The organism is Pseudomonas syringae pv. cilantro, from assembly GCF_001293775.1.
Lineage (GTDB): Bacteria > Pseudomonadota > Gammaproteobacteria > Pseudomonadales > Pseudomonadaceae > Aquipseudomonas > Aquipseudomonas syringae_P.
The window spans coordinates 16,394-37,935 of sequence record NZ_LGLN01000067.1; the positions used below are offsets into that span (position 1 = coordinate 16,394).

At 49.5% G+C, this 21,542-nt stretch carries 17 protein-coding genes and 1 pseudogene; 10 read left to right on the forward strand and 8 right to left on the reverse strand.

Annotation, left to right across the window (positions count from 1 at the left end; genetic code table 11):
• Positions 1 to 431: 431 nt before the first annotated feature.
• From ABJ99_RS17315 to ABJ99_RS17325, 3 genes are all read right to left on the reverse strand, one after another.
• Complete coding sequence (locus ABJ99_RS17315) at positions 432 to 647, reverse strand: hypothetical protein (protein WP_054086867.1); 216 nt, start codon at positions 645 to 647, stop codon at positions 432 to 434.
• Positions 647 to 1,456: a hypothetical protein gene (locus ABJ99_RS17320; protein ID WP_054086868.1), complete on the reverse strand. Its 810-nt coding sequence runs from the start codon at positions 1,454 to 1,456 to the stop codon at positions 647 to 649. Before ABJ99_RS17320 ends, ABJ99_RS17315 begins: the two co-directional genes overlap by 1 nt.
• 164 nt (positions 1,457 to 1,620) lie before the next feature.
• Entirely contained in the window at positions 1,621 to 1,839 is a 219-nt protein-coding gene (locus tag ABJ99_RS17325) for a hypothetical protein (protein ID WP_054086869.1), read from the reverse strand.
• 242 nt (positions 1,840 to 2,081) lie between these two features.
• Here ABJ99_RS17325 and ABJ99_RS17330 point away from each other — a divergent pair, with 242 nt between their 5' ends.
• The gene (locus tag ABJ99_RS17330) at positions 2,082 to 2,969 is read left to right on the forward strand and encodes an AAA family ATPase (protein WP_230081047.1); all 888 of its coding nucleotides are present in this window, start codon (positions 2,082 to 2,084) and stop codon (positions 2,967 to 2,969) included.
• Here ABJ99_RS17330 and ABJ99_RS27395 read toward each other — a convergent pair.
• Positions 2,970 to 4,525 (reverse strand): IS3-like element IS1240 family transposase gene (locus ABJ99_RS27395; RefSeq protein WP_122235043.1). Its coding sequence is split into 2 segments (ribosomal slippage): positions 2,970 to 4,063 and positions 4,063 to 4,525, totalling 1,557 coding nucleotides; the frame shifts between segments, so codons are not numbered across the junction.
• On the opposite strand from ABJ99_RS27395, the gene ABJ99_RS17345 reads away from it, so the two are divergent.
• Positions 4,492 to 5,826 (forward strand): ATP-dependent nuclease, encoded by a 1,335-nt coding sequence (locus ABJ99_RS17345; protein WP_268243739.1) that lies wholly within the window; start codon positions 4,492 to 4,494, stop codon positions 5,824 to 5,826. The two genes, ABJ99_RS27395 and ABJ99_RS17345, sit on opposite strands and share 34 nt — an antisense overlap.
• Positions 5,819 to 7,582 carry a UvrD-helicase domain-containing protein gene (locus ABJ99_RS17350; RefSeq protein WP_054087077.1) on the forward strand — a complete coding sequence of 588 codons (1,764 nt, stop codon included), beginning with the start codon at positions 5,819 to 5,821 and terminating at the stop codon, positions 7,580 to 7,582. The genes ABJ99_RS17345 and ABJ99_RS17350 overlap by 8 nt, the downstream gene beginning before the upstream one ends.
• A gap of 454 nt (positions 7,583 to 8,036) precedes the next feature.
• Here ABJ99_RS17350 and ABJ99_RS17355 read toward each other — a convergent pair whose 3' ends face one another.
• From ABJ99_RS17355 to ABJ99_RS17370, 4 genes are all read right to left on the reverse strand, one after another.
• Entirely contained in the window at positions 8,037 to 8,885 is an 849-nt protein-coding gene (locus tag ABJ99_RS17355; RefSeq protein WP_054086870.1) for a hypothetical protein, read from the reverse strand.
• A 173-nt stretch (positions 8,886 to 9,058) separates the two neighbouring features.
• Positions 9,059 to 10,468, reverse strand: a complete 1,410-nt coding sequence (locus ABJ99_RS17360) for a phospholipase D-like domain-containing protein (protein ID WP_054086871.1) — start codon at positions 10,466 to 10,468, stop codon at positions 9,059 to 9,061.
• Positions 10,469 to 10,519: 51 nt separating this feature from the next.
• Positions 10,520 to 11,431 (reverse strand): HNH endonuclease, encoded by a 912-nt coding sequence (locus ABJ99_RS17365; protein WP_160320692.1) that lies wholly within the window; start codon positions 11,429 to 11,431, stop codon positions 10,520 to 10,522.
• A 44-nt stretch (positions 11,432 to 11,475) separates the two neighbouring features.
• A complete protein-coding gene (locus ABJ99_RS17370; RefSeq protein WP_054086873.1) occupies positions 11,476 to 12,378 on the reverse strand; it encodes a hypothetical protein in 903 nt (300 codons plus the stop codon).
• A gap of 699 nt (positions 12,379 to 13,077) precedes the next feature.
• On the opposite strand from ABJ99_RS17370, the gene ABJ99_RS17375 reads away from it, so the two are divergent.
• The 7 genes and pseudogenes from ABJ99_RS17375 to ABJ99_RS17405 all read left to right on the forward strand — a co-directional run bounded on the left by ABJ99_RS17375 (position 13,078) and on the right by ABJ99_RS17405 (position 21,086).
• Entirely contained in the window at positions 13,078 to 14,298 is a 1,221-nt protein-coding gene (locus ABJ99_RS17375) for a hypothetical protein (protein ID WP_054086874.1), read from the forward strand.
• On the forward strand, positions 14,298 to 15,380 hold the full coding sequence (locus ABJ99_RS17380; protein ID WP_054086875.1) for a hypothetical protein: 1,083 nt from the start codon (positions 14,298 to 14,300) through the stop codon (positions 15,378 to 15,380). Before ABJ99_RS17375 ends, ABJ99_RS17380 begins: the two co-directional genes overlap by 1 nt.
• Positions 15,381 to 15,619: 239 nt before the next feature.
• Positions 15,620 to 16,567 (forward strand): annotated as a pseudogene (locus ABJ99_RS17385) (IS5 family transposase).
• A gap of 264 nt (positions 16,568 to 16,831) precedes the next feature.
• Entirely contained in the window at positions 16,832 to 17,842 is a 1,011-nt protein-coding gene (locus ABJ99_RS17390) for a CBASS cGAMP-activated phospholipase (protein ID WP_054087078.1), read from the forward strand.
• A complete protein-coding gene (locus ABJ99_RS17395; RefSeq protein WP_054086876.1) occupies positions 17,836 to 18,984 on the forward strand; it encodes a CBASS cGAMP synthase in 1,149 nt (382 codons plus the stop codon). The genes ABJ99_RS17390 and ABJ99_RS17395 overlap by 7 nt, the downstream gene beginning before the upstream one ends.
• A gap of 3 nt (positions 18,985 to 18,987) precedes the next feature.
• The gene (locus ABJ99_RS17400) at positions 18,988 to 20,613 is read left to right on the forward strand and encodes a ThiF family adenylyltransferase (RefSeq protein WP_054086877.1); all 1,626 of its coding nucleotides are present in this window, start codon (positions 18,988 to 18,990) and stop codon (positions 20,611 to 20,613) included.
• The gene (locus tag ABJ99_RS17405) at positions 20,601 to 21,086 is read left to right on the forward strand and encodes a Mov34/MPN/PAD-1 family protein (protein WP_054086878.1); all 486 of its coding nucleotides are present in this window, start codon (positions 20,601 to 20,603) and stop codon (positions 21,084 to 21,086) included. Before ABJ99_RS17400 ends, ABJ99_RS17405 begins: the two co-directional genes overlap by 13 nt.
• The last annotated feature ends 456 nt before the right edge of the window (positions 21,087 to 21,542 follow it).

The following is a 21,542-nucleotide window of genomic DNA, read 5'->3' on the forward strand; positions in this document are numbered from 1 at the left end:
CCTTGCCCAGGAAACACCCAATGTAAGGATTGTAGGCTCCATTAACCTAAGCTCAAAACACAAGCCAGTGCTGCTGGTTTGCCATTATATCAGTCGGGGCAGGAAGAGTTATATCCACCAACGCTAAAACTGTCACTACACGACCTAGCGAAATTATCGAAAGCATTGTGGGGCTTCCCGTTGTAAATTGGGCGACCAGCTCTTTCTGCTATGATTGGCACAGAAAAAACGCCAGCTAACCGTCGTGGATATTGAGTCTGTCAGTCCACTATAGGTCGATTGCAGCGTGTCGCGAACGGCAGCAATCGAAACAAAGATGCCTGTTAAGACGCTAATCAGGTATTCACAAACGCGATGCGAATTCTTGAAACCGGTCAAAAATGCGGAACCCGACATAATCAGACCTACGCTGGTACTGCCACCGACCAGGGCTAGGTATCCTGATTTCGAGGCTCTTTAGCAGGGGCGAATTCCACCGTAATGAGGTATTCGGTCTCTTCCTTCGCGCTTGCGGTGATCTGCGCGTTTGCGCCTGCTTGTAGCATTTGAGCTTGGATTTGGAACTCTATGTTGCGGTCGTTCGAGAACGAAGTGGTCTCTTTGATTTCGAGCGACGCTACTTCACACGCTCCGATTTCACGAGCCATCACCACTGCTGTCCAAGATGGTTCAAAGGCCAGCCAGAAATAATCCGCTCTCGCCAAGCGGTCGCCCTCACGCCATTCTTCCCCCTTAGCCGAAACTCCCTGGAATTCATCGCATTTCTGGACTGGTCATTCTGGCTGGAGTAAGACGCGCTGCCACCGCCGTATCCAGCAACGTCAGTGGATGCAGAGCCTTCGATTGAGCTACGAGCAACTTCAGCAGATTTTTTTGAGATCTGGATTCTGGTCGCTCCCATGTCTACCAGCATTTTGATCAGCTCTGCTTCACGCTCAGCGAGCAAGATTTGGTCATACCGCTCGCTTGGGATGTACAAGTTATGCTTGTCATGGGTTGCGGCACCTGCCAGCGGATGACGCTTGTAAACCTTTCCAACCAGTGGGTGCCCTGGCTCGAATCGGAACCCCGACTTCTCGGCCTGGGCGGGGGTCACAGAGTGCTTGCGCATGTACGCTGCAAATCGAGCAGCTTCCAGTGCCTGAGCTTCGTTCAGCTGTTTTTGTTCTTCCGGATTCGCGACCGAATAGCGGGATATCAGCTGAACGAAAAATGGGCTTACTGCCGCTGCGCCTACGGCAGAGGCTAAAAGCCCAATCGGGGTGGTCCGCATCGTCGCGAAAGCGGCAAGGCTCAATCCGCTCAACGCCAGCTTATCCCAGTTTTTTTCATTTGATGGGCTTGGGCTGGGCAAGCCCTCTACGGCTTGGACTGGCGCATCGTCTGTCACGTAGATGTGATCAAGCACTAACGGGCCAAGGGTCCCGTCTTCACTAGGGAGATTGATTACATTCACTTGCCATCACCTCTGGGTACTGTTGGACATACCTGCTTCGGCTGATTTTCCGATTACTTGATTTTGTGAGGAGCGCGATGTGGGTGTGCGGGCGTAGACCATGGCGGATCATTAGTGTCTGGGCAACGCGCACCTGCAAGGGGGGAACGGGCGTTAGATGATACCTATAACTGGCGTAGGCGCATAATCGCACCGGTGATGGCTTGCGCATTCCTGTCCAGCGTTTCCATGGCCCCCATTGCGTTAGCCGCAACACTTTCCACTCCATTCTCTGAGAGCCACTTGGTCACTTCTTCAAGGGCCGCTTCTAGGGCGTACTGGTTGTGCAGGAGCAGTGTGAGAGCGTCTGCTGTGGCTATGTTGGCTTCAGGGTTATCTGGCATCGAGATCGTCCTTGAGTAGCTGGTGTAGGAAGGCTAGCTGAACACGCCGCTGGCTAGAGCCACTTCTCCAGATCCGCTGACACAAGCTGTGGAATAACCTGCTCCGAGGAGTCCTGCCAGTGGGTTTGGCTGGTGCCGAGATAACTTTAATCGTCTAAGGCAGAGTGCATTTTTGACTCGGTATTGACTACTCTGCATTTGCCTCTACATTGACAGCTATACGATTTCACGGTAGGGACATCATGCAGATCGAGCGCGTTGAAATTCAGAATTTCAGGTTGCTTCAAGATGTCAGTCTCGGGCTTGAAGCTGGTACCACTTTGATTGTGGGGCGGAACAACTGCGGCAAAACGTCTATTGCCGAGGTGTTTCGTCGGTTGCTCTCGGACAGGGCACCCTCCTTCAAATTAGAAGACTTTTCCCTCGGCTGCCACGAGCGGTTTTGGACAGCATTTGATGCGTTGCATAATGGTGTCCCCCGTTCCGACGTCGCAGCAATGCTTCCAGCGGTCCAAGTCACGCTGGACATTTCTTACGACATCAATGCGCCGGATCTGGGTTCGCTCAGCGAGTGCATTGTGGATCTTGACCCAAATTGTTCGTGCGCGCGCATCGCCCTCACGTATGGACCGAAGCCTACAGCTTTGGATTCATTGTTCGAGGCTATTCCGCTACCCGGAAATGAACAACTTGAGCGGGCTACGTTTTTTAACCTGATCAAGGTGCGCCTAGCATCGTCTTACGAGGCTCGACTTGAAGCTGTCGACCCTAACGACCCCATGAATCGAAAGAGTCTTGAGCTTAGATTCCTCACCGCCCTGATCCGCGGAGGATTCATCAATGCGCAACGTGGGCTGGACGATGACACCCATCGGGAACGCGATGTTCTTGGCAAAGTGGTTGAGGTGCTTTTCCAGTCGGCCTTGACGGATCCGACTGATCCTAAAAAGCGCACAACCGCTGAACAACTTCACGGTGCCGTTGAAAAAATCCAGAAGGATCTTCATGACGGCTTCAATGCCGGCCCTACGTCGCTACTCCCGACATTCGAGCTGTTTGGATACCCGGGGCTTGACGATCCTGGCCTTACAACCGGCGTTTTTCAAGGTAGTTGTCGCGTCACCGTCTAACTATGCTGCTCTTTTCTCGACCTGTTGCTCTCGATCCGGATTCAGCAGCACGGTGCCGATCGGTTCCCAGTTACGCGTCCGGCCTGACCACCGTTCCGGTCTTTTTTCCTTGGCTCGTTCGTACAGCTCATGCCGCTGGGCCAAGACTTTATGATCCAGCCCTCGATGCCGCTCAGCCGGTGTGACGAACCGGATACGGCTATGCCGGTGCTCGTTGTTGTACCACCGTATGAAGTCCCTCACCCAGCTGCGTGCGGCGTCTAAACTGGCAAAACCATCCTGCGGCCATTGCGTGCAGTATTTCAGTGTTCTAAACAACGACTCCGAGTACGGATTGTCGTTGCTGACCCGCGGTCGGCCGCGTGACGGGGTGATGCCCAGGTCGTACATTTTGCTCAGCAGTGTCACCGATTTCATCGGCGCGCCGTTATCCGAGTGCAGCACCAGCGGGTCGTGTAAACACTGCTCACCGATCACGCTGCGTTGCAGCAGCGCAGCGGCTTTCTCGCCACTTTCCGCCTCGTAGACTTCCCAGCCCACGGCCTTGCGGCTGTAAATATCCTCGATCAGATAGAGGTAATAAAACTGGCCGCGTATCGGCGACGGCAGGTACGTGATGTCCCACGACCACACTTGGTTCGGCGCTTTGGCCGCATGCGTCGTTGGTGCGGCGTACCGTCTGGGGCGCTGACTACGGCCTCGATGTTGCTGTTGCCCCGTCGCTCGCAAGACACGATAGATCGTCGCCTCCGACGCCAGATAGCGCCCTTGATCGGCCAGGCGCGGCACGATCTGGCTTGGCGGCAAGTGGGCATACTGCGGGCTGTTACACAGCGTCACAATGGCCTGCCGCTCTGCCTCGGTCAGCGCATTTCGTGGCGTTGGCCGTGTGGCAGTTGTACGGGCGTCGGTCTGGATAAACTCTGTCTGAGTCCACCGTTGCAAGGTGCGCAGCGACAGACCAACTTCCCGACAGGCCTTGATTTTTCTGGCGCCTGCCGCGACCGCTTCGCCCAGCCAGGTCACGATCAACTGGCGCTCTGGCAGAGAGGTTAGTTGGCCTCGTCGTCGGTCGTTCCCCAGTAGTCGTTGAGCTTTTTTCGCAGCACCAATAACGCGGCTGTTTCAGCCAGCGCCTTATCTTTGCGGCGCAGCTCGCGCTCAAGTTCCTGGATGCGTTTCTTGTCTTTGCGCGCCTGCTCGCGATCTTCTTTTTGCTGCGCTTTGTCGGACTTCTGTCCAGCGACAAACGCTTGTCGCCAGGCCGTGATCTGCTCGGGATAAAGACCTTTGCGACGGCAGTATTCACCCAGGTCGATCTCGGACAAACCGGCGGCTTCAAGCACGACAGCAAACTTTTTTTCGGCTGACCAGTTCTCGGCCAACGGCTTGTTTTCGGACACTGCACTTCCTTCAGAACTGAGCTGTTTGCGCCAGTTGGACAAAGACATTTCGCTGACCCCTTCGCGCCGGGAAACCTCGGCCATCGACAGGTTCAGCGGGGGAAGCAGCATCTTGAGCAATGCGGCTCTGCGTTCAGGTGAATAGTACGGCACGACCAGTCTCTTTCCGCCCCCGATATACTTTTTTAGGAAAAACCGGAGAGGCGANAACTATCCTGACACCGGGGGCAACCGTCACGACCTTCGATGTCGAGCGGCTGCTTAAAGACCATACCCAGGTTAGGTATCGGGGCGTAAATGGACTGACTTTGCCGGAAAGCTACAACGGTTTAGGCGTCCGCAATTTGGTATACATCCTTCTTCAGTTGCTAAAATTCTTTAGGGAGTTTCAGGCAACGCCAGCAGCGGCAAGTGTCCACCTCATTTTCATCGAGGAGCCTGAAGCACACTTGCATCCCCAGATGCAGGAGGTCTTCATCCGTCAGCTCCATCTAATCAAAGGGGAGTTTGAGAAGCAGTTGAACGACAGTCGGCCATGGCCGGTGCAGTTTGTTATTTCCACTCATTCTCCGCATATGGCCAACGAGGCGCGCTTTGAAACCATGCGTTACTTTTTGTCAGCTACCGATGAACACGGTGTGCGGCAGTCCAAAATCAAAGACCTCAGACAGGGGATGGGTAGCGTTTCTCTGCCGGATAGAGACTTTCTGCACCAGTACCTCACGCTCACGCGCTGTGATCTGTTCTTTGCAGACAAGGCAATTTTGATTGAAGGCACTTCTGAGCGTCTGCTTTTGCCGACCATGATTGCCAAAACTGACTTAGCTGCGGCCGGTGAGTCCAAGCTTGCGAGTCAATACGTGACCGTGATGGAAGTTGGTGGGGCGTATGCGCACCGGTTCCACGACCTTCTCTCCTTCCTGGAGTTACGTACCCTGATTGTGACGGATATCGATTCCGTTCAGCCAAACGAGGACAAGAAACGAAAGGCTTGTCCTGTGGCAGAAGGTCAGTTCACCAGCAATGGATGCCTCAAGGACTGGTTTGAACCCGACATCTCTCCGACGCAACTGCTTGCAAAAACGTCGGCAGAGAAGACTAAGGGAACTAGACGTCTGGCTTACCAGGTACCCGAGGTAGCCGGTGGGCTATCGGGCAGGAGTTTTGAGGACGCCTTCATTCTGGCGAATCTTGGCCTATTTGATTTAGGCCATGGTGATGCAGCGCTTTTGGCTTATAGACATGCGGCTGATCAGAAAAAATCTGAGTTCGCTCTGAAATATGCGATTGAGGATACAAATTGGGCGGTGCCTCGATATATCGCAGAAGGATTGCGGTGGTTGGCCGTTGGCGCTCCGGTCGTCGATTTGCAGGCAACTGTCCAAGCAATGGCCGCCGTCGGAGAGGCTGCCGGTCAGGTAATAGCCACTGAAAGAGGCAATGGTGATGCCTAACCACCAGGAGAGCCCAGCAGATATTGCCGGTCGACAAGCACTAGAACGCATGTTCGCATGTCTCGACGAAGGCCAAAGTTTTCGACTCGAAGCCGGAGCAGGTGCCGGTAAAACGTACTCTCTGGAGAAGGCTCTGAGCCTTCTGATCAAACGTAGGGGAACTGCCTTGGTCCGTCAGGGGCAGCAGATTGCCTGCATCACTTATACTAACGTTGCGAAAGACGAAATCATCTCTCGTTTCCAGGCCCACCCTGCGATCCGAGCAGAGACGGTGCATGGTTTCTGCTGGTCTGTTCTCAAGGATTTTCAGACTTCGCTTCGGACTTTCCTTAGTGGCCAAGACTTTTGGCGAGAACGCTTTGAACCTCTGGGAGGAATAGGCGGGAGACGAATTCATTACGAAATGGGCATCCCTAGGGTCTCTGACGAAGAAGTCTCGATTCGGCACGAAGATGTGCTCATTTTGATGATTCAAGCGTTACCGTCGCAGAAATTCAGGGCGGTGATCACCTCGCGATATCCAATTTTGTTCATCGACGAGTATCAGGACACGGATGAGCACTTCTTTGAAGCTTTAAGGTCATGGTTTTTGGATCGTGCAGAAGGGCCTTTGATTGGTCTCTTTGGGGATCACTGGCAAAAAATCTATGGTTCAGGTTGTGGCTTGGTCGAACATGAAGCTCTTCATGTGATCGACAAAAACGCGAATTTCCGATCTGCCTCTCGTATTGTCGACGTGCTCAATCACATGCGGCCGGAATTAGTTCAGATGGTGAGTGAACCTGAATTGATCGGTGAAGCTAGAGTGTTTCACACCAATTGTTGGCCTGGCGTTAGACGAACAGGACAGGGTGGCGGGCATTGGAAAGGTGATACTAGCACCGATGCTGCACGGGCATATTTTTCATACCTTAAAGCGCTGCTCATCGCTGAAGGGTGGGACTTCTCCCCCAAGAAAACCAAGATTTTGATCCTCAACCACAGCGGCATTGCCAGGGAACAGGGCTACGATTCCATTCCACCAATCTTTGGGCGGTTTAATGAGCCGTGGTTAAAAAAGGAAGATCCTCACATAAAGTACCTTACTGATCATCTTGAACCCGCTTGCGCGGCATACGCTCAGCGCCGTTATGGCGAAATGTTCAAACACCTAGCGAGTGACCGTCCAACAATCCGCCAGCATGGTGATAAAGTGGCGTGGGTCGAAGCCATGGACAAATTGGCCGCGCTAAGGCTGACAGGAACCATTGGCGACGTAATTGATCACCTCCGTAGAATACCCCAAATGCAATTGCCCAATGCCTTGATGCGGAACGAGCAAAGGTTGGAGGCTGCTGGGGAAGAGATGAGTGACGAAGAACCACGGCGGATTACGCAGCTGCGAAAGTTGCGGGGGGTGTCTTATCGTGAATTGATAGCACTTGATGAGTTCATCGATGGGCACACGCCTTTCGCGACCAAGCACGGAGTCAAGGGAGCTGAGTTTGAGAACGTGGTCGTTATTCTAGGGCGCGGTTGGAACGAGTATAATTTTGCTGAAATGCTCGAATGGTATGGGGCTGGACCGCCTGCGGACAAGCGTGCGCGATTTGAAAACAATCGCAACCTCTTCTACGTGGCGTGCTCACGTCCAAAGATACGTTTGGCACTATTGTTTACCCAACTCCTCAGTCCAAATGCACTGGGGCAGATTACAGCGTGGTTTGGCAGCGAATTCGTCACTGAACTGCCTCCAGAGCCAGGTTGTTATCGCTGAGACAGAATTGACCCTGCTGCCGACTTGGCGTTGCCCCATAAGCATTCAGCCCAAAGTCAGCTCTGCTAACGCTTCACGCAATAGAAGCTTGGGTCAGCAAAATTTCGGCAGTTTGGTGTGTTCTGCATCGACTGCAACATAGATGCATTTGGTAGGGAATAGTAAGCTGCTTCTTTTAGTTAAACCAATGATAGAAGACACTGTGATACTTGTACCCTTAGGTACGGAACTCCAGACCAAGGAGATACCCAATCTTCTGCTAGTTAAGTGAATGTTTGTAGTCTCCAATCATTGGTGAGTCGACTATTCACATGGGGAACTGGCTTCATGGGATACCTGTCTAGGGTTGTGATGGGTGCATTCTATTCAAAGATAAATAGCATGAATTGTAAACGTGCCTTGCTAGGCACGCTGATGCAAAATTTTTTCTAAAAATGAAGCATTGGATTGATTGTTAGCTAACCGCCTTGTATTCGAGTGGCAGGCTAAATGTTTTTTGCAAATACTCAATGTAAGAAGTTTCCTCCGCGGTAGCCACCGCTGAGCCGACGATAACCAATTTAGCGGCGCGTTGATGACCAGGCCAGTACGAGTATTCCATTATCTGTCCGAGTGCCTGTCGAATGCAGGCTCTGGCAGTGGACGCCGTCTTAATTTCGTAAAACCAATAGCTTTCCCCCTGTTTGACTACCAAGTCTATGCTTAAGCCATTGGCATATATCTCAGTACCAACATTGTCTTCCCCATATAAATCTGACATTTCTATATAGAGTTTGCTTTGATAATCATTATGTCTCAGTTGAATATCCAGTTCTCTTTGGGTTAGTACACCAGAGGTATACGATGGTTTTTTTGTACAACCAGCACTAAACCTAAAATCGTACAGCCTATTTTTTAAAGCTATCTCAGAAACTTCTCCCTCTGTGAATAAATAGATTGGAAGTAGTCGATCAAGAATTTTTAGTATCTGGTCATAGTCGACAGCGTTCTTCTTTGATCTTGCTCCAAGGAATATAAACACACCCTCTTTCACTCGTTCCTGAGGAATGGAGGAGGGCATATATTCAGAGCTTCGGACATCACTTTCATAATGCCACATACGCAAGTCAGAAAAGTTTTCGCAGAACTCGTTTAGGTACTCATTAAACCGCGCTATCTTGGGAACGAGCACATCGATGTTGGGAAGCGATTGGCTGCACTCTAGGGAAAAAGCGACCCCGTACCTTACAAACTCCCCCTCAATGCCGATATTGAACTGAAGCTCTTTCCTTCCTCCATAGTGCCATCCCCAGTTTTCGAACACAGTTCTTTGATCGAACAATTGACTGGATGGAGTCCTCGATAATTTATTGATTTTTTTCGAATGCTTTGTAATTTTCCGACTTTATATGATTTTGACTTTTTATTAATTTCTTCCGCTACTTGCGCCAAGAAAAGCATCGAATGAACTCCTTTACTTTGTTGGTTCGGCTTAGGTCAGCTATATTCATGGTAGGCAATGATCCACTCGCCCAAGGTCATATCATAATCCTCCCAGCCCTTTTCCCAGTTCTCTCTCAAAAAACTACCGATTTCTTTTGGCTCCAAATCAATTAGGTTAAGCCCCTCGTGTTCCATAGCATGGCGGATTCGTTGAGCTACTAACGATGGTGTTAGTTTTTTTACCGCCTCAACTGCAATCGACTCACACCAGGAGTATACAAAGCGTTCCCATGCAATCACATCTTGCCTAAACCGTGGAACGTCCGGAAAGTCGTACCCGTTTACATATCGATTTTTAAAGTCTTCGTCTTGGGCAAGATGAAGATCCTGCTCTAATTTTTGTATCAGTCGTTGCTCATAAAAGGTTGAGTTCAAATTTCCGTTTTTGCTTTCGAGGTAAAGACTGGGAATGACTCCAGATGCCTCCAAATCCTTCCATACCTCCGCTAGCGCTCCTAACAAAGCATCAATCTTTTCCCGACGCCAACCAGCATCATGAGCACGACCTAATAGCTTGGATATTTTTGCATGACGGGCAGATGATGCTTTCGACTTCATGCGTGTACCATGTGACTTGTAGCATTCATATGAAATCCAGTCGCCCAAATGGGTCCAGACGCCATACCGAGATTTCCAACGAGGTATTTCAGCTTCATCCACAGCGATGTCGCTGCTGCTGTTCATGTAGCCATACCGTACAATGTCTCGATCACCTTTCTCGGTGAAGCTGCGACTGGCGAAGATCTTTGCAACCATGTCTTGAGGTAACGCCTTCTTTAGCTGAATACTCAATATCGCGAACTGCGGGGCGTTTCTATATTGAGCGGCAAGCAGGCCACGTTGCAGCCAGGTGTCGAATCCAAAAGGCATCGCGCTAGGCACAATGCTTTTGAATTTTGGAAGGTAGAGCTTAGGCATTTGACTCGGCCAGATCTCCGCACCCTCAATCACCGTCGTAGATTCCGTATTGAAGGTTGCGAGGATTCCAGAGAAATAATCTGCAATATCCGCATCGTGTTGAATAGCTAAGTCGAGGTCTGCGATCAGCTCCGCATTCCTGCTGCCGAGAAATGCTGCATTCGTAGCGTTTGCCGAACCGAATAACAATCTCCGCTTTCGTCTTTTCGGTGCCTCCTCGCGGATGAATTCGAAATAAAAGGCTTTCATGTGCATGAGGCCTGCCGCCCGTCCTAGACGAATCTCAAGCTTTACACCTTTGCGGCGAGCTTTATGGAAACCTTGTAGGTCCTCGGGTCTTACACTATCATCCACTAACAAACAAAGCCGCCGGGGATTCATACGTTTAACCAGCGCATCCATGAACTTAACGTCTACGTAAGGCGCGATAACCAGCGCTAAATCCAATTGGTATCCTTCCGGGACCGACAGTAAATCAAAGCTCATCTGTATTTATTCCATTTCAATTGTCGATTGCTTTTCCTTGGGACGTGTGCTCTACACAGATTTCTTTTCCATCAGCTGAGCCTTTCGATCATACTTGGCTCCAGCGTTAGAGCTAAAGCTACCTTCAAGAAAATCTACTTCCTTTCCGTCAACGAGCTTTTTTATCAACTTTGCCCCGATGCGTTTTAGCGGATCATGTTCTTGAAGCCACAATCCACATCCATCAATTGAGGGTCCCCCTAGATTGATAGTGAAATTGACGCCATACAGTAAAAATGTAAAGTATGTTTCGGGGTGAGGAGTAAAAATCAAATCATGTCCAAAACCAGCCTGACACCACCGGCCTGTATCTGGGTGCTTTATTTGTGCATCCATCGAAAAAAGAACTTGCCGATGGTAAGGCCAATATTTTACGCCTTCACCGTATCTAGCGAATCGTCTAATTGAGTCGTAAGCTGGATGGTCGATGATAACGTTGACGTCTCCTAGTTTCAGATAGCGCAGAGCCAAAGCTTCCAAAGCCATCATCGCTAAAAAACGAGACATCTCTTTTTGGGGTGGATCAATCTCAATCTTAAATAAAAATGGTGAATAATCGGAATCTGTATTTATATTGAAAAGATGTGCGTCAACGAATTTTTGCTCAGATAGCTTTTCAGCGATGATTTGTAATTTTTCATCTGCGCCTTTTCTTAAATTAATTCCTATATTAGTTCCAGCAATCCATCCCAATACGGATGGGTAAGTGTCCTTCTTATTTGGGACCTGATACCAACCTCTTAGGTTTCTTATCGAAGGGTGGGAAAGTACGGGGTTTTCTACTTTTCTAGCGAAATAATTGTTGCACTTGTCGCAAACCAGTCCTTTTGGAAGGACCAGTTTTTTGCTTCCTATAGATTCGGGAATTAGATGCTCGACACCCTTGGTGTTATGACTCGCTTCCTTGCAGAATAAACAGCGCACAATTACCTCAAATGGTTATTAATGTAGTGTAGTTGAAAAAAGACTCACAGCTCTGAACGACGTCTGGATTTGTCTGAGCCTGAGATAGTATTGTTTTTTGCTACATCCTTTCTTATTTGTTCTAGGTTTTTTTCATCCATTGACGGTATTGACGCGACAAAGCTATCGTGCAGGTGTTGGAGGTAGTGTTTTAGTACATCAGGTATTTCTTTTATATGGGCTAGTGTAAGGCTTCCTGTGGCGAACTCTGTCGATTTTGCGATTTCTGCCGCTGACCAGCCATCGTCAAAAATATGAAAGTACATGAAAGGCAGTTTAAAGGTAGCGAAAAATCTATGCGGCTCATCAAAAAAACGTATGTCTTGTCCGCCGATGGAGCGCTCTATTGAGTAAACTACCGGCCCCGACAAGTCGTAGTAGGGAGGTTCTCCAAAAAATGGTGTGAAATAGATCTTGGTTGAACACCGGTTCGCAATAATGTCAGCTTTCATTGAAGCAAGAGTTTCCTCAAGCTTTTGACTATCCTCCTCTGTGCGATTATTTGTACGGTTCTTGGTGGTAAGAAGGGCCCGCCAAAAAATTGAGAGCACCGCGACTTGCATTGTTTCTGTGACTACTATGACTGGGCTCTGTTGTCGATAATTAGCGATTTTTTTGAACAGCTGCTCTGCCAACTCTTTTTCAAGGGTTGAAAGGGTGCCTTCACAGTTTCCGCATAGTAGGTATTCTTTAGGACCATCTTGGTGACGGATGTTGACATCGTCGCTGCATCGAATATAAGGAGTAGCTGAAGTGATTTTCAACCAGTCGAATACAAATTTTGGGACGCTATGTGATTCCTTCAATATTATATTTTTAGAATCGCAGAGGGCACAGTCCCCTCTTTCTCCTTCGTCTGCAATTCCGTTTTTATTATTGGCAGTAATTTCTATTTGTGCCTCAGACATCTTAAGCTCCAAAAAGTGGAATTAACTCACCGCAGGGCACATTACAGAGGTGCTCAATGCTGGGCAGCCCTTCGGATTCGTCTTAATGTACGTGATTTCAGTCATGGAGTCGCCAGTTGATATTCATCTGATACTACATCGTCGACATAACGACCGAATCCATAAAATAGTGCATTCTTGCTAGGTTAGGCACCGCAATGTGCGGCGAGAAATCTTCTTTTCAGAAGGTAGGCGGCCAGTGGGTTAGGCTTGAAAGCGATCATCACAAGGCTCGTGAGCCGCCGAGATCCTGCGTCATTTAAGCGGCGCTAAGCGGCGCATGCCATTACGCATTGGCTGGGATTCGAACAAAAAAAGGAGAACTGCGTGACAATTTTTTCTTTCCGAGCAGAATACGAAGGGACGTCGACGCTTTCAGCGAGGCCGCGACTTCTGCCGAGATCCAGATGCTGATGCACGCATACCCAGATACGGTCTTTCCAGACTTCGATTAATAAGTCACAACCGAAGCGATGAAGGAGGTCTTGATGAATCTGATCAACGCCAGTGTCGAGGGGCATATCATGCGTCAAACGTTGCGAGGTGTTCTTTTGAAGGAAAACTTACTGTCATGTGATCTTCGGATGACGTAAACGGGCGAAATCGGATTCGACAATATCCGTCATCGCTAATGCTTTCTGCTATCAGGGAGAACCTCGCATGCTATCAATTTTGTATCCTAAAGTGCCTTGGATTGTAAGGCAGTTGACCATAGGGCTAATGCCCTTCACTGCCAAAGCGGATTCAATTCCGAAGCTGATCGTAAAGGCGACCAAAGAAACTATCCTTGCCGCGAAAGTGAGAAAATGTTTCTCTATATACCTCATCCCATATGACGTTGATGGATTTCAGTCTTTGGGGTTTGTAGCAGCATTTTTCGATGATAATCAGCACCCGATACTAGTTGGCGGTGCGTTTATAAAACAATTTCACGCACGGCAACTAGCAGCGTTATTTCTCTCGCCCCAAGTGGATGTGCATTTCTTTGATGAGCTTGGCCGAGAGATGCTTGGTTACCGCGCAGAATTTAAGTTTACAAAAAAACACCGCGATATGCTGATGAGTGCTGTATTTCCAAGCCTGGAAGATATACATCAGGGTCGAGTGTTGAACGCAATTTCGGATTGGTTTCATCATAGCGGCCCCAAAGACGATGCAGAAGCGATCAAAGTAGATCTTAAGTATTCAGTCATTCCAGAAGACATGCTCATTATTGACGCGATGCCTGAAAACCATGCGTTTCATGGTAGCAAAGGATACAGCCTCGTTACTTTAGAGCGTGAAGAACCTGGAGATTTCCAGGAAAAAGAAATTATCGTTCTTCTGCGACGTTCATTCGAAAGTTGTGATATTTATCATTCGCCGCTTCGCACTTACGACAATGAAGAGATATCTGATGTTTTAGTTGTCTCTGATTCAAGTGTTTTGATAGTGCAAGCCAAGGATAGTCCCAATATAGAACGAATAATCAATAATACTATCGAGCGAAAAAGAAAAACTACAAACGGTGCTTTGAAAAAAGGGATGGCTCAGGTTAAGGGAGCTATAAGTTATATTAGGCGGACTTCCCCAGTGATAATCAAGCTTGGTGGAAAGGAAGTAGCTATTAGTTTGGAAGGCAAAAAGTTGTATGGGCTGATCGTCGTTAAAGAGCTGTTCAGTGACGATTACGATGAATATACGCCGCCCATGTTAGAGGTGTATGAGGCTACAGGGGTCCCCTGCATAACCTTATCGTACAACGAACTTCACCAATACACTCGTCATCTTGGGGGGGAGGAAGTGTTTATGGAGGCATTCATGAAGGTTTTTGATCATGGATTGAAGACAGGTGTGTTTCCCAGATTGCGTGTCCATGCACCCGGTGCGATGGGTTCCTGATGGTTTCTTCCTTGATTATAGACGGAATTCCAATATTGATGTATTTATCAGATGGCGAAATTGACGATTCTCTTGCTGCTCCCCTGCACGGCTATCCACAGGGGGAGGATATATTGCAGCATTTTACGACTCAAGGCTTTAGTGGCGCGCGTTTAGAACTCGCGGAAATTATGCTTCGTGAGTTAGACCAAGAGCTTAAGTTTTTAGATGCTGGCTTGGAGGAGCATAGGCTCAAAAGAAAAAGTTGGATTATAGAAAGGAAGTTTTATTCCTCTAGTAATTTCTTGGCACGTGCTGGTGGCAAAGAGGGATGTTATCAAATACAACTTTCTATTGGCACGGTTTTGATCGCACTTTCTACAAGTGTTGAGTTATGTTCTCTACAAGAAAATAGTTCAACTGCGGTATTGGCAACTCAATACTCTGGCGGCGCAACCTCGATTGAGAGTCTCTTCCCAAGTGTGACGGAGTCGTCGCAGGTAGGAGAGGAGGCGTTAGGGCTGGCACTAGATGTTTGTTTGCTGCTCTATTTTCATGAGTTGGCACATGTTATACATGGCCATTGTGATTACTACTTTCATAATCGCAACGCTAGTAGTGACGAGATGAGAGCGCTTGAACTTGATGCAGATTTCAATGCGGGAACGATGTTTGGACTTTGGGTACAAGCTCTTCCGGCTGCCTATAGGAAGCCTAAAGATTTTGAGGATTTTGTGAAACGTCTTGTCAGATCTTCATTTCTGTTGAGTACGATAATGAAAGCAGTTTCGGAGCGTTCGGCAAATTATCATCTACCCTCCAATAGAATGATATTTTTCATGTCTGGAGGGGCATTTGCCTTCGATCGTACAGATAAATCGCCTAAGTTTCAGAATGATGAGCAGGGTAATAGATACTGGGATGACAAAGTTTCAACTTATACTGAGTCTATAAAGGCCGCTTTGGGACGCTCCTCACTGAAGCAGTTCTTGGCGAATGAGCGAGACATTGAAAGTGACTATCAAGAGATTCTCAATGTGACTCATGGTGTTAGAGATTTCTTAAAAGACGGCCCGCTCATGAAGTTCCGACTGAACGAATAACGGTAAGTCTCTTTGCGAGCAATATGATTTATAGCTCTAATTGCTATTTCTACTAAGCGGCGTGGAAGCTTCTGGAGAGCTTTTTAAATAATCGATCTTAACCTAAGTATTTCCATACAACGGGTAACCGCTAATTTTTACAAATCCACTTGAATTCAGCCTGCGTTAGGGATTCTCCGAACAAGTCCCGGGTATGCGAAAATCGCCTGACCACCTGATCGGAGCTGCCTACGAGCCAGATGAGCTTTTCCGACTTCTCGTACTCCGGTAAGCGCAAAAAACCGCCGCGAGCGGTACCTTGCCGAGATGGATCAGGTCTTGCCCTGTTCAGGTCTGCTCGGCCTGATCGAGCCGTTCTACCCCAAGGCCAGTGGCCGTAGAAAACCTACCTGCTGGAAGCCATGCTGCGCATTCATCTATTGCAGAACTGGTTCTCCCTGAGCGATCCGGCCATGGAATAAGCGCTCTACGAAATCACTCCCATGCGCCAGTTTGCATGCCTGACGTTGAGTGCGTCGATCCCGGAAGACACCAAGATCATGAACTTCCGGCACCTTCAGGAGAAGCATCAACTGGCGCCTGCAATCCTCGCGGCCATCAGATATTTGCAGGAAAAAGGCCTGTCGCTGCGCCGGGGCACCATTGTCGACGCTACCATTATTCATGCTCCGAGTTCGACCAAGAACACAGACGGCGAGCGCGATCCCCAGATGAATCAGACCAAGAAATGTAACCAATATTTCTCTTGTATGAAGGCACCCATCGGAGCTGACGTTGAGTCTGGACTGGTTCATCACGTCCATGGCACCGCCGCCAACATGGTCTATGTGACCCAAGTCGCCGAACTGCTCCAAGGGGAAGAAAATGCTGTCTATGCGGATACTGGCTACACCGGTGTCGAGAAGCGTGAAGAGCACGAAAATCGTAACGTGATCTGGCATATCGCGGTTCGGGGCAGCAGAACGCAGCCTGCTGTACAAAGCTAAGCGCATGATCGAGTACTGCAAAGCGCAGACACGCGCCAAGGTTGAATATCCGTTTCCGGTCGTCAAACGCCTGTTTGGTTACGTGAAATTACGCTTTCCTGGGCTGATAAAAAACACGGCCCCGCTGACCACGCTGTTGCCTTGTCGGACCTGTGGATGGCTCCAAAACGACTGATGGGGAAAGGGGGGTTGCGCGCATGACACGGAAAACCGGGCAAAAACGCTCTCGATGCACGCTGCATCAGGCCGTTTTCAGAAAATAGCGCTGTGTTCCTTAAAAATTACGGCTTTCAACCGCAGCGTGACAATTTAATCGGAGCATCCTTGGCGCTGCATCAGCGAGTTTACGCCCCACTTGGATCCATTAATAAATTCCTGTACCCTCTATATAGTGTTTTCTCTTTGTAGGAAACACCACATGTGGTAGATGGCATTTTGGTTTGGTTGCTTCAGGGGGCGGCTAGGATGGATAGCGGTGAGGAATTACCTACATATCACGTGCTCGCCTTATCTGGCGGTGGATACAGGGCGCTGTACACAGCGACGATTCTGAAAGAGTTAGAGCAGGTGCTCGGTCGTCCTATAGCCTCTCATTTCGATCTTATCTGCGGCACCTCAGCCGGTGGGTTGCTAGCACTTGGTCTAGCCAGTGAGATTCCCGCGACTGAGCTGAAGTCGTTGTTCGAAGACCAAGGTCCGCAGATCTTTGGCTCGCGCGATTTCATGCGTAAGCGTTTCGGTTTCCTGACTCGTGCCAAACACTCAAACGCTGGCCTTCGCTCAGTGCTGGAGCACCGGTTTGGCGACACTACAATGGGGCATTTGAAGCATCGGGTGCTTATACCTGCTGTCAACTACACAACTGGTCGCGGTCAATTTTTCAAAACGCCGCATCATCCATCGTTCGAGCTTGATCACCGCATGAGCGTAGTAGATGTCGCCTTGGCCACATCCGCCGCCCCAGTGTATTTTCCATCAGTCCGAAATGAGCGCGGAGTTTTTGTTGACGGTGGCTTGGTGGGGAATGCGCCTGGGCTTTTTGGATTACACGAAGTTCGTACCTTTCTTGCACCAAATCAAAACGCTCGGGTCCGTGTACTAGCCGTAGGCACAATGACTGTTGGCGCCACAGTGAGCGGGGGAAAGGATCTAGACCAAGGAATAATCGGGTGGGGGAGCAATCTGTTTGATCTTGTCATCTCGGCGCAAGAATCCTCTGTGGATTACATGCTCACCCAGTCTTTAGGCGACAACTATTTCAAAATTGATGACCAAGTCACCCCACAGCAAAGCAGCGATGTGAAAGCGCTAGACGATGTGTCCTTGGCATCAACGAACACTCTCCGGGATCGTGGAACCGCCGCTGCTCAACGCGCGTTGGGTGATCGTCGATTCCCTCAGTTCCGTGTCCACCATGCAACGCCGCCCACGTTCTACCACGGTCCCAACAAAAACTCGGAGGGTCTTCAATGTTAAATCTCTCACCGCTGTTCAACACCTCCGAAGAGGAGTTGTGTCTGCTTAACGCGCTGGAGCTGACACCTTCACAACGTCTACAGATTACGTCAGCGAAAAACGAAGTCAGGCAGTGCCTGAGGCACGGAATCCCTAGAGTGCTGATTGAGCAGGGTTATAAAGGGGACATTCCGCAGCCACGCTTCTTCACACAAGGGTCTTGGGCGTACAAGACTCTCAATAGCCCAGCTCACTTGCCCCCACAGCAGTCTGACGTGGATGACGGCGCCTATCTTCCAATCAGTTTTTTAAAAGGCAGCAAACGGCCTAGTGCTGCGAGCGCGATTTTTTTCGCAGCTGCCGAAGAAGCATTGGGTAGGTTGGTCGAGTCTAAGCGAAGCGAAAACTGGAAGCTTGTGACTGACAAGCCAACCTGCATCCGGATCGAGATATCGGCGATAGCTCATATTGATATCCCCTTATATTCAATACCTGATGACGAGTACCAGAAGCTTGAGCGAGCGGCTAATGCCTATGGTTATGACTGCTTTATGGACGCTGTAAACGTCAGGCGGGCTGACTCTTGGACAATGCTTCCCTCGGATGAGGTGCTTTTAGCCCACCGGGAGGAAGATTGGATAGCTTCTGATCCAAGGCCAGTGAAGGACTGGTTTGTTGACGAAGTAGAAGCGAAGGGGGAACAGCTGCGTCGTGTGGTCCGCTATCTGAAGGCTTTTCGTGATTGGCAATGGAGAACAGGAGGCCCGTCCTCCATCCTGCTTATGGCCGCTGCCGCTCCATTGTTCACAAAAATGGATAGGAGAGATGACTTGGCTCTTCTCGAAGTTTTAAAGGGGCTGCCCGCTGCGCTACGCAATGGTGTTAGTAACCCTGTGAACGACGATGAAAGCCTAAGTGGGCGTCTCCCCGCAGACGAGCTTGAGGCCGCAGCAGAGAAATTTGAGATGTTCGAAGACTATCTCAATGGCGCTGTGAATGCCTCCGACCAGACAACCGCGTGTAATTGGATGATCAGCATGTTCGGACCTCGTTTTCCTAATCGCCCGAGCCGAATTAAACAAGTGACCGTCGCTGCGACTATCGCTGCGGTACCCGCACAGGCCTCAGCGAGTGAGCTGGTTGGCCGTACCAAGGCCGGATAGCCGATGGGTGAGGTACTGCCTGATCTTATTTCGGAAATGCAATCCCGAGGATTCACATATATTGGGAGAACGCCTGATCGATGGGTGAAGTTTGAGGGGCCACTCGGAACGGCCGAAGGAGTCTTTAGGTGCGACTTTACGGTGGAACCCACCTTTTTTGCGCTACCAGTGGTCAGGCTCAAAGAACTGCCCTCGACGTTGAGTCCTGTCACCCCTCATCTGGGTGCCAACGGCTGGCTGTGCTATCTCGCGCCGAGCACGGTCGTCCTTGATATATTCGACCCGATAGGCCAAACACTTAGGTGTCTAGCTGAAGCTGAGAGCGTTTTGGGACGCATCATCAGGGGCGAAATGGTTCAAGACCTGGTTGAAGAATTTTTCGTTCATTGGTACAGCCAGATCTGCGTTTTTGACGTTCAAAATCTAGAGCGCGGTGAAGTACCTGCTTTTTATGTGGCTTCTCATCGTGGGGCGCGCACTCCAGTGATTACGGATGATATAGAGCGTACCGTAGTCAAAATCAACGTTATGCATTTCAACCCGAAAAGATTCTTGATGCTCGCTTACGTGGTCGGTACGACTGCGCAACCGCGACCAAGACAAGATAATTGGCCCCCGCAGACCGTCGCAGACATCATCAACTGGCAGCGTGAATTGGATAAGAGTTGTGCCAAAAAAATACAACAGCGTGTTGCCGAGGCCTACAAGAAAAAAAGCGGCGACACGGTAATCTTTATCAAGTCCCCACTGTTGAATTATGGTTTTCAAGTGCATTTCGATCAGTCCGTTTTGGACGAAGAGAAATTCAAGCAGGCGAGGGGGACTGAAAGGCTTTATAGCTTTCGTGTCACGAGACTGACGGCAATCCGGATCGATGATCAATATATCGCTCAGCGAAGCATTCCCTCTATGAAAACATTGACTGGTTTGAAGATCGCGTTGGTGGGGTGCGGAACTATTGGCGGATATCTGGCAGATATGCTCGTCAAAGCCGGTGCTGGTACTGCCGGTGGAAATCTCACGCTCATTGATTTTGATCTGTTGATGCCGGAGAACGTTGGTCGACATCGTTTGGGATTGCCATTTTCGTTCAACAATAAGGCATTTGGGCTAAGCGTGATGCTTCAAAACGACGCGCCTGGAATCTCAGTCCGTGGTCTTGAAGTGAACGTGCGAGATGCGCATTTAGGTGACATTGACTTACTGATTGATGCCACTGGAGAGGAAGCGCTTGGGCACTGGTTAGCAGCTAATTACGCCTCGTCAGTTCCTATGCTGTCCGTTTGGATTGAGGGGCCAGGAACAGCTGTCCGTGCACTTCTAAAATGCAGCGAAAATGCTGCATGCTATCGCTGCCTCTCGGCACATATCAAAGCGGGCCAATTCCCGACTGTCGAGGGGGGGATACCCCACGTGATGGCCGGATATGGCTGCGAAGGTTTATACGTGCCTTTCCCGATGACCGTATCAGTTCAGGCCGCAGCCTTGGGAGCCGAAATGGCTTTAGCTTGGGCGAACGGAAAGACCTCGCCGTCACTGCAAACCAAGATCACGGATTACGCTTACACCCTTGCCTCACCTGATTGCAATCCCCCGAAGGTAGAGGACTGCCCAGCATGCACTTCATAACTGAGTGGTCCGCTAATAAAGGCCGTAATCTGATTTATATCCATCCTGAGGTGCTTGATGTATTCCAACGCCATATCCAGATGGGTGCGTCAGATTTGGAGGGGGGCGGCCTGTTACTTGGTTATGTCCGTGGGTCACATCTTGAAATCGTCGAGGCTACAATACCCACGAAGTTTGACCGGCGGTTTAGAGCTTTTTTCGAGCGTATGACGGATCTACATGAGCACATCGCGCAAAAACGGTGGGCTGATAGCAATGGCTTGATCAGATACGTTGGAGAATGGCATACGCATCCTCAAGACTACCCTTCGCCGTCCGGCACTGATTTAACTGAGTGGCGAAAGCTTGCTGTCAAACGAAAGGACAGACGTGCCGTGCTTGGATTAATCGTAGGGAGAAAAGCGTTATACTTGGAACGCATGCCCAGTGACGGGAATGGGACACGGTTTTTTCCGGTTAATGCCCACTCCTGATAAACATCGGCATTCCTGAAGCGCATTTCAATGAATTCGTTTTCAAGCACGAGGCGCTAGGTTGTCGCACCGCACACGTCTTCATAGGTGACAGGTGAAACGCCTAGCGGTTGACAAATCCAAAGCATGGGTCGGATAGCAATGTGCAAAATTTGCACCTTGCTAATCGAAAGTTGGGTTGTCCAGAGGCGCCTATATTCAGGTTGGCAGATCTCAATAAAAGAACCAGAATCTGTCAGAGCAATTCGTCAACAAGTCATGTGTCGTTCCCACACGATGCTGAGCACAATTAACGGATAAACCTGACGGCCAACTTAGCCTTCCGGGCATTTAGGCTTTACAGATTGATCAATCCTTTCCAAGATACGGCCTGATCCATATCATCGTATCCGCGCCACGAACCCCACCTAGAAAAAAATGAGGATCTGATTTAGCGAGGCATCTCTGGCGAGCAAT

What these genes read in the sequence shown, in the direction of transcription:
- ABJ99_RS17315 (WP_054086867.1), bottom strand. Translation starts at nt 647, where the DNA reads ATGGCTCGTGAAATCGGAGCGTGTGAAGTAGCGTCGCTCGAAATCAAA.
- ABJ99_RS17325 (WP_054086869.1), bottom strand. Translation starts at nt 1,839, where the DNA reads ATGCCAGATAACCCTGAAGCCAACATAGCCACAGCAGACGCTCTCACA.
- ABJ99_RS17330 (WP_230081047.1), top strand. Translation starts at nt 2,082, where the DNA reads ATGCAGATCGAGCGCGTTGAAATTCAGAATTTCAGGTTGCTTCAAGAT.
- ABJ99_RS17350 (WP_054087077.1), top strand. Translation starts at nt 5,819, where the DNA reads ATGCCTAACCACCAGGAGAGCCCAGCAGATATTGCCGGTCGACAAGCA.
- ABJ99_RS17360 (WP_054086871.1), bottom strand. Translation starts at nt 10,468, where the DNA reads ATGAGCTTTGATTTACTGTCGGTCCCGGAAGGATACCAATTGGATTTA.
- ABJ99_RS17370 (WP_054086873.1), bottom strand. Translation starts at nt 12,378, where the DNA reads ATGTCTGAGGCACAAATAGAAATTACTGCCAATAATAAAAACGGAATT.
- ABJ99_RS17375 (WP_054086874.1), top strand. Translation starts at nt 13,078, where the DNA reads ATGCTATCAATTTTGTATCCTAAAGTGCCTTGGATTGTAAGGCAGTTG.
- ABJ99_RS17380 (WP_054086875.1), top strand. Translation starts at nt 14,298, where the DNA reads ATGGTTTCTTCCTTGATTATAGACGGAATTCCAATATTGATGTATTTA.
- ABJ99_RS17390 (WP_054087078.1), top strand. Translation starts at nt 16,832, where the DNA reads ATGGATAGCGGTGAGGAATTACCTACATATCACGTGCTCGCCTTATCT.
- ABJ99_RS17395 (WP_054086876.1), top strand. Translation starts at nt 17,836, where the DNA reads ATGTTAAATCTCTCACCGCTGTTCAACACCTCCGAAGAGGAGTTGTGT.
- ABJ99_RS17400 (WP_054086877.1), top strand. Translation starts at nt 18,988, where the DNA reads ATGGGTGAGGTACTGCCTGATCTTATTTCGGAAATGCAATCCCGAGGA.
- ABJ99_RS17405 (WP_054086878.1), top strand. Translation starts at nt 20,601, where the DNA reads ATGCACTTCATAACTGAGTGGTCCGCTAATAAAGGCCGTAATCTGATT.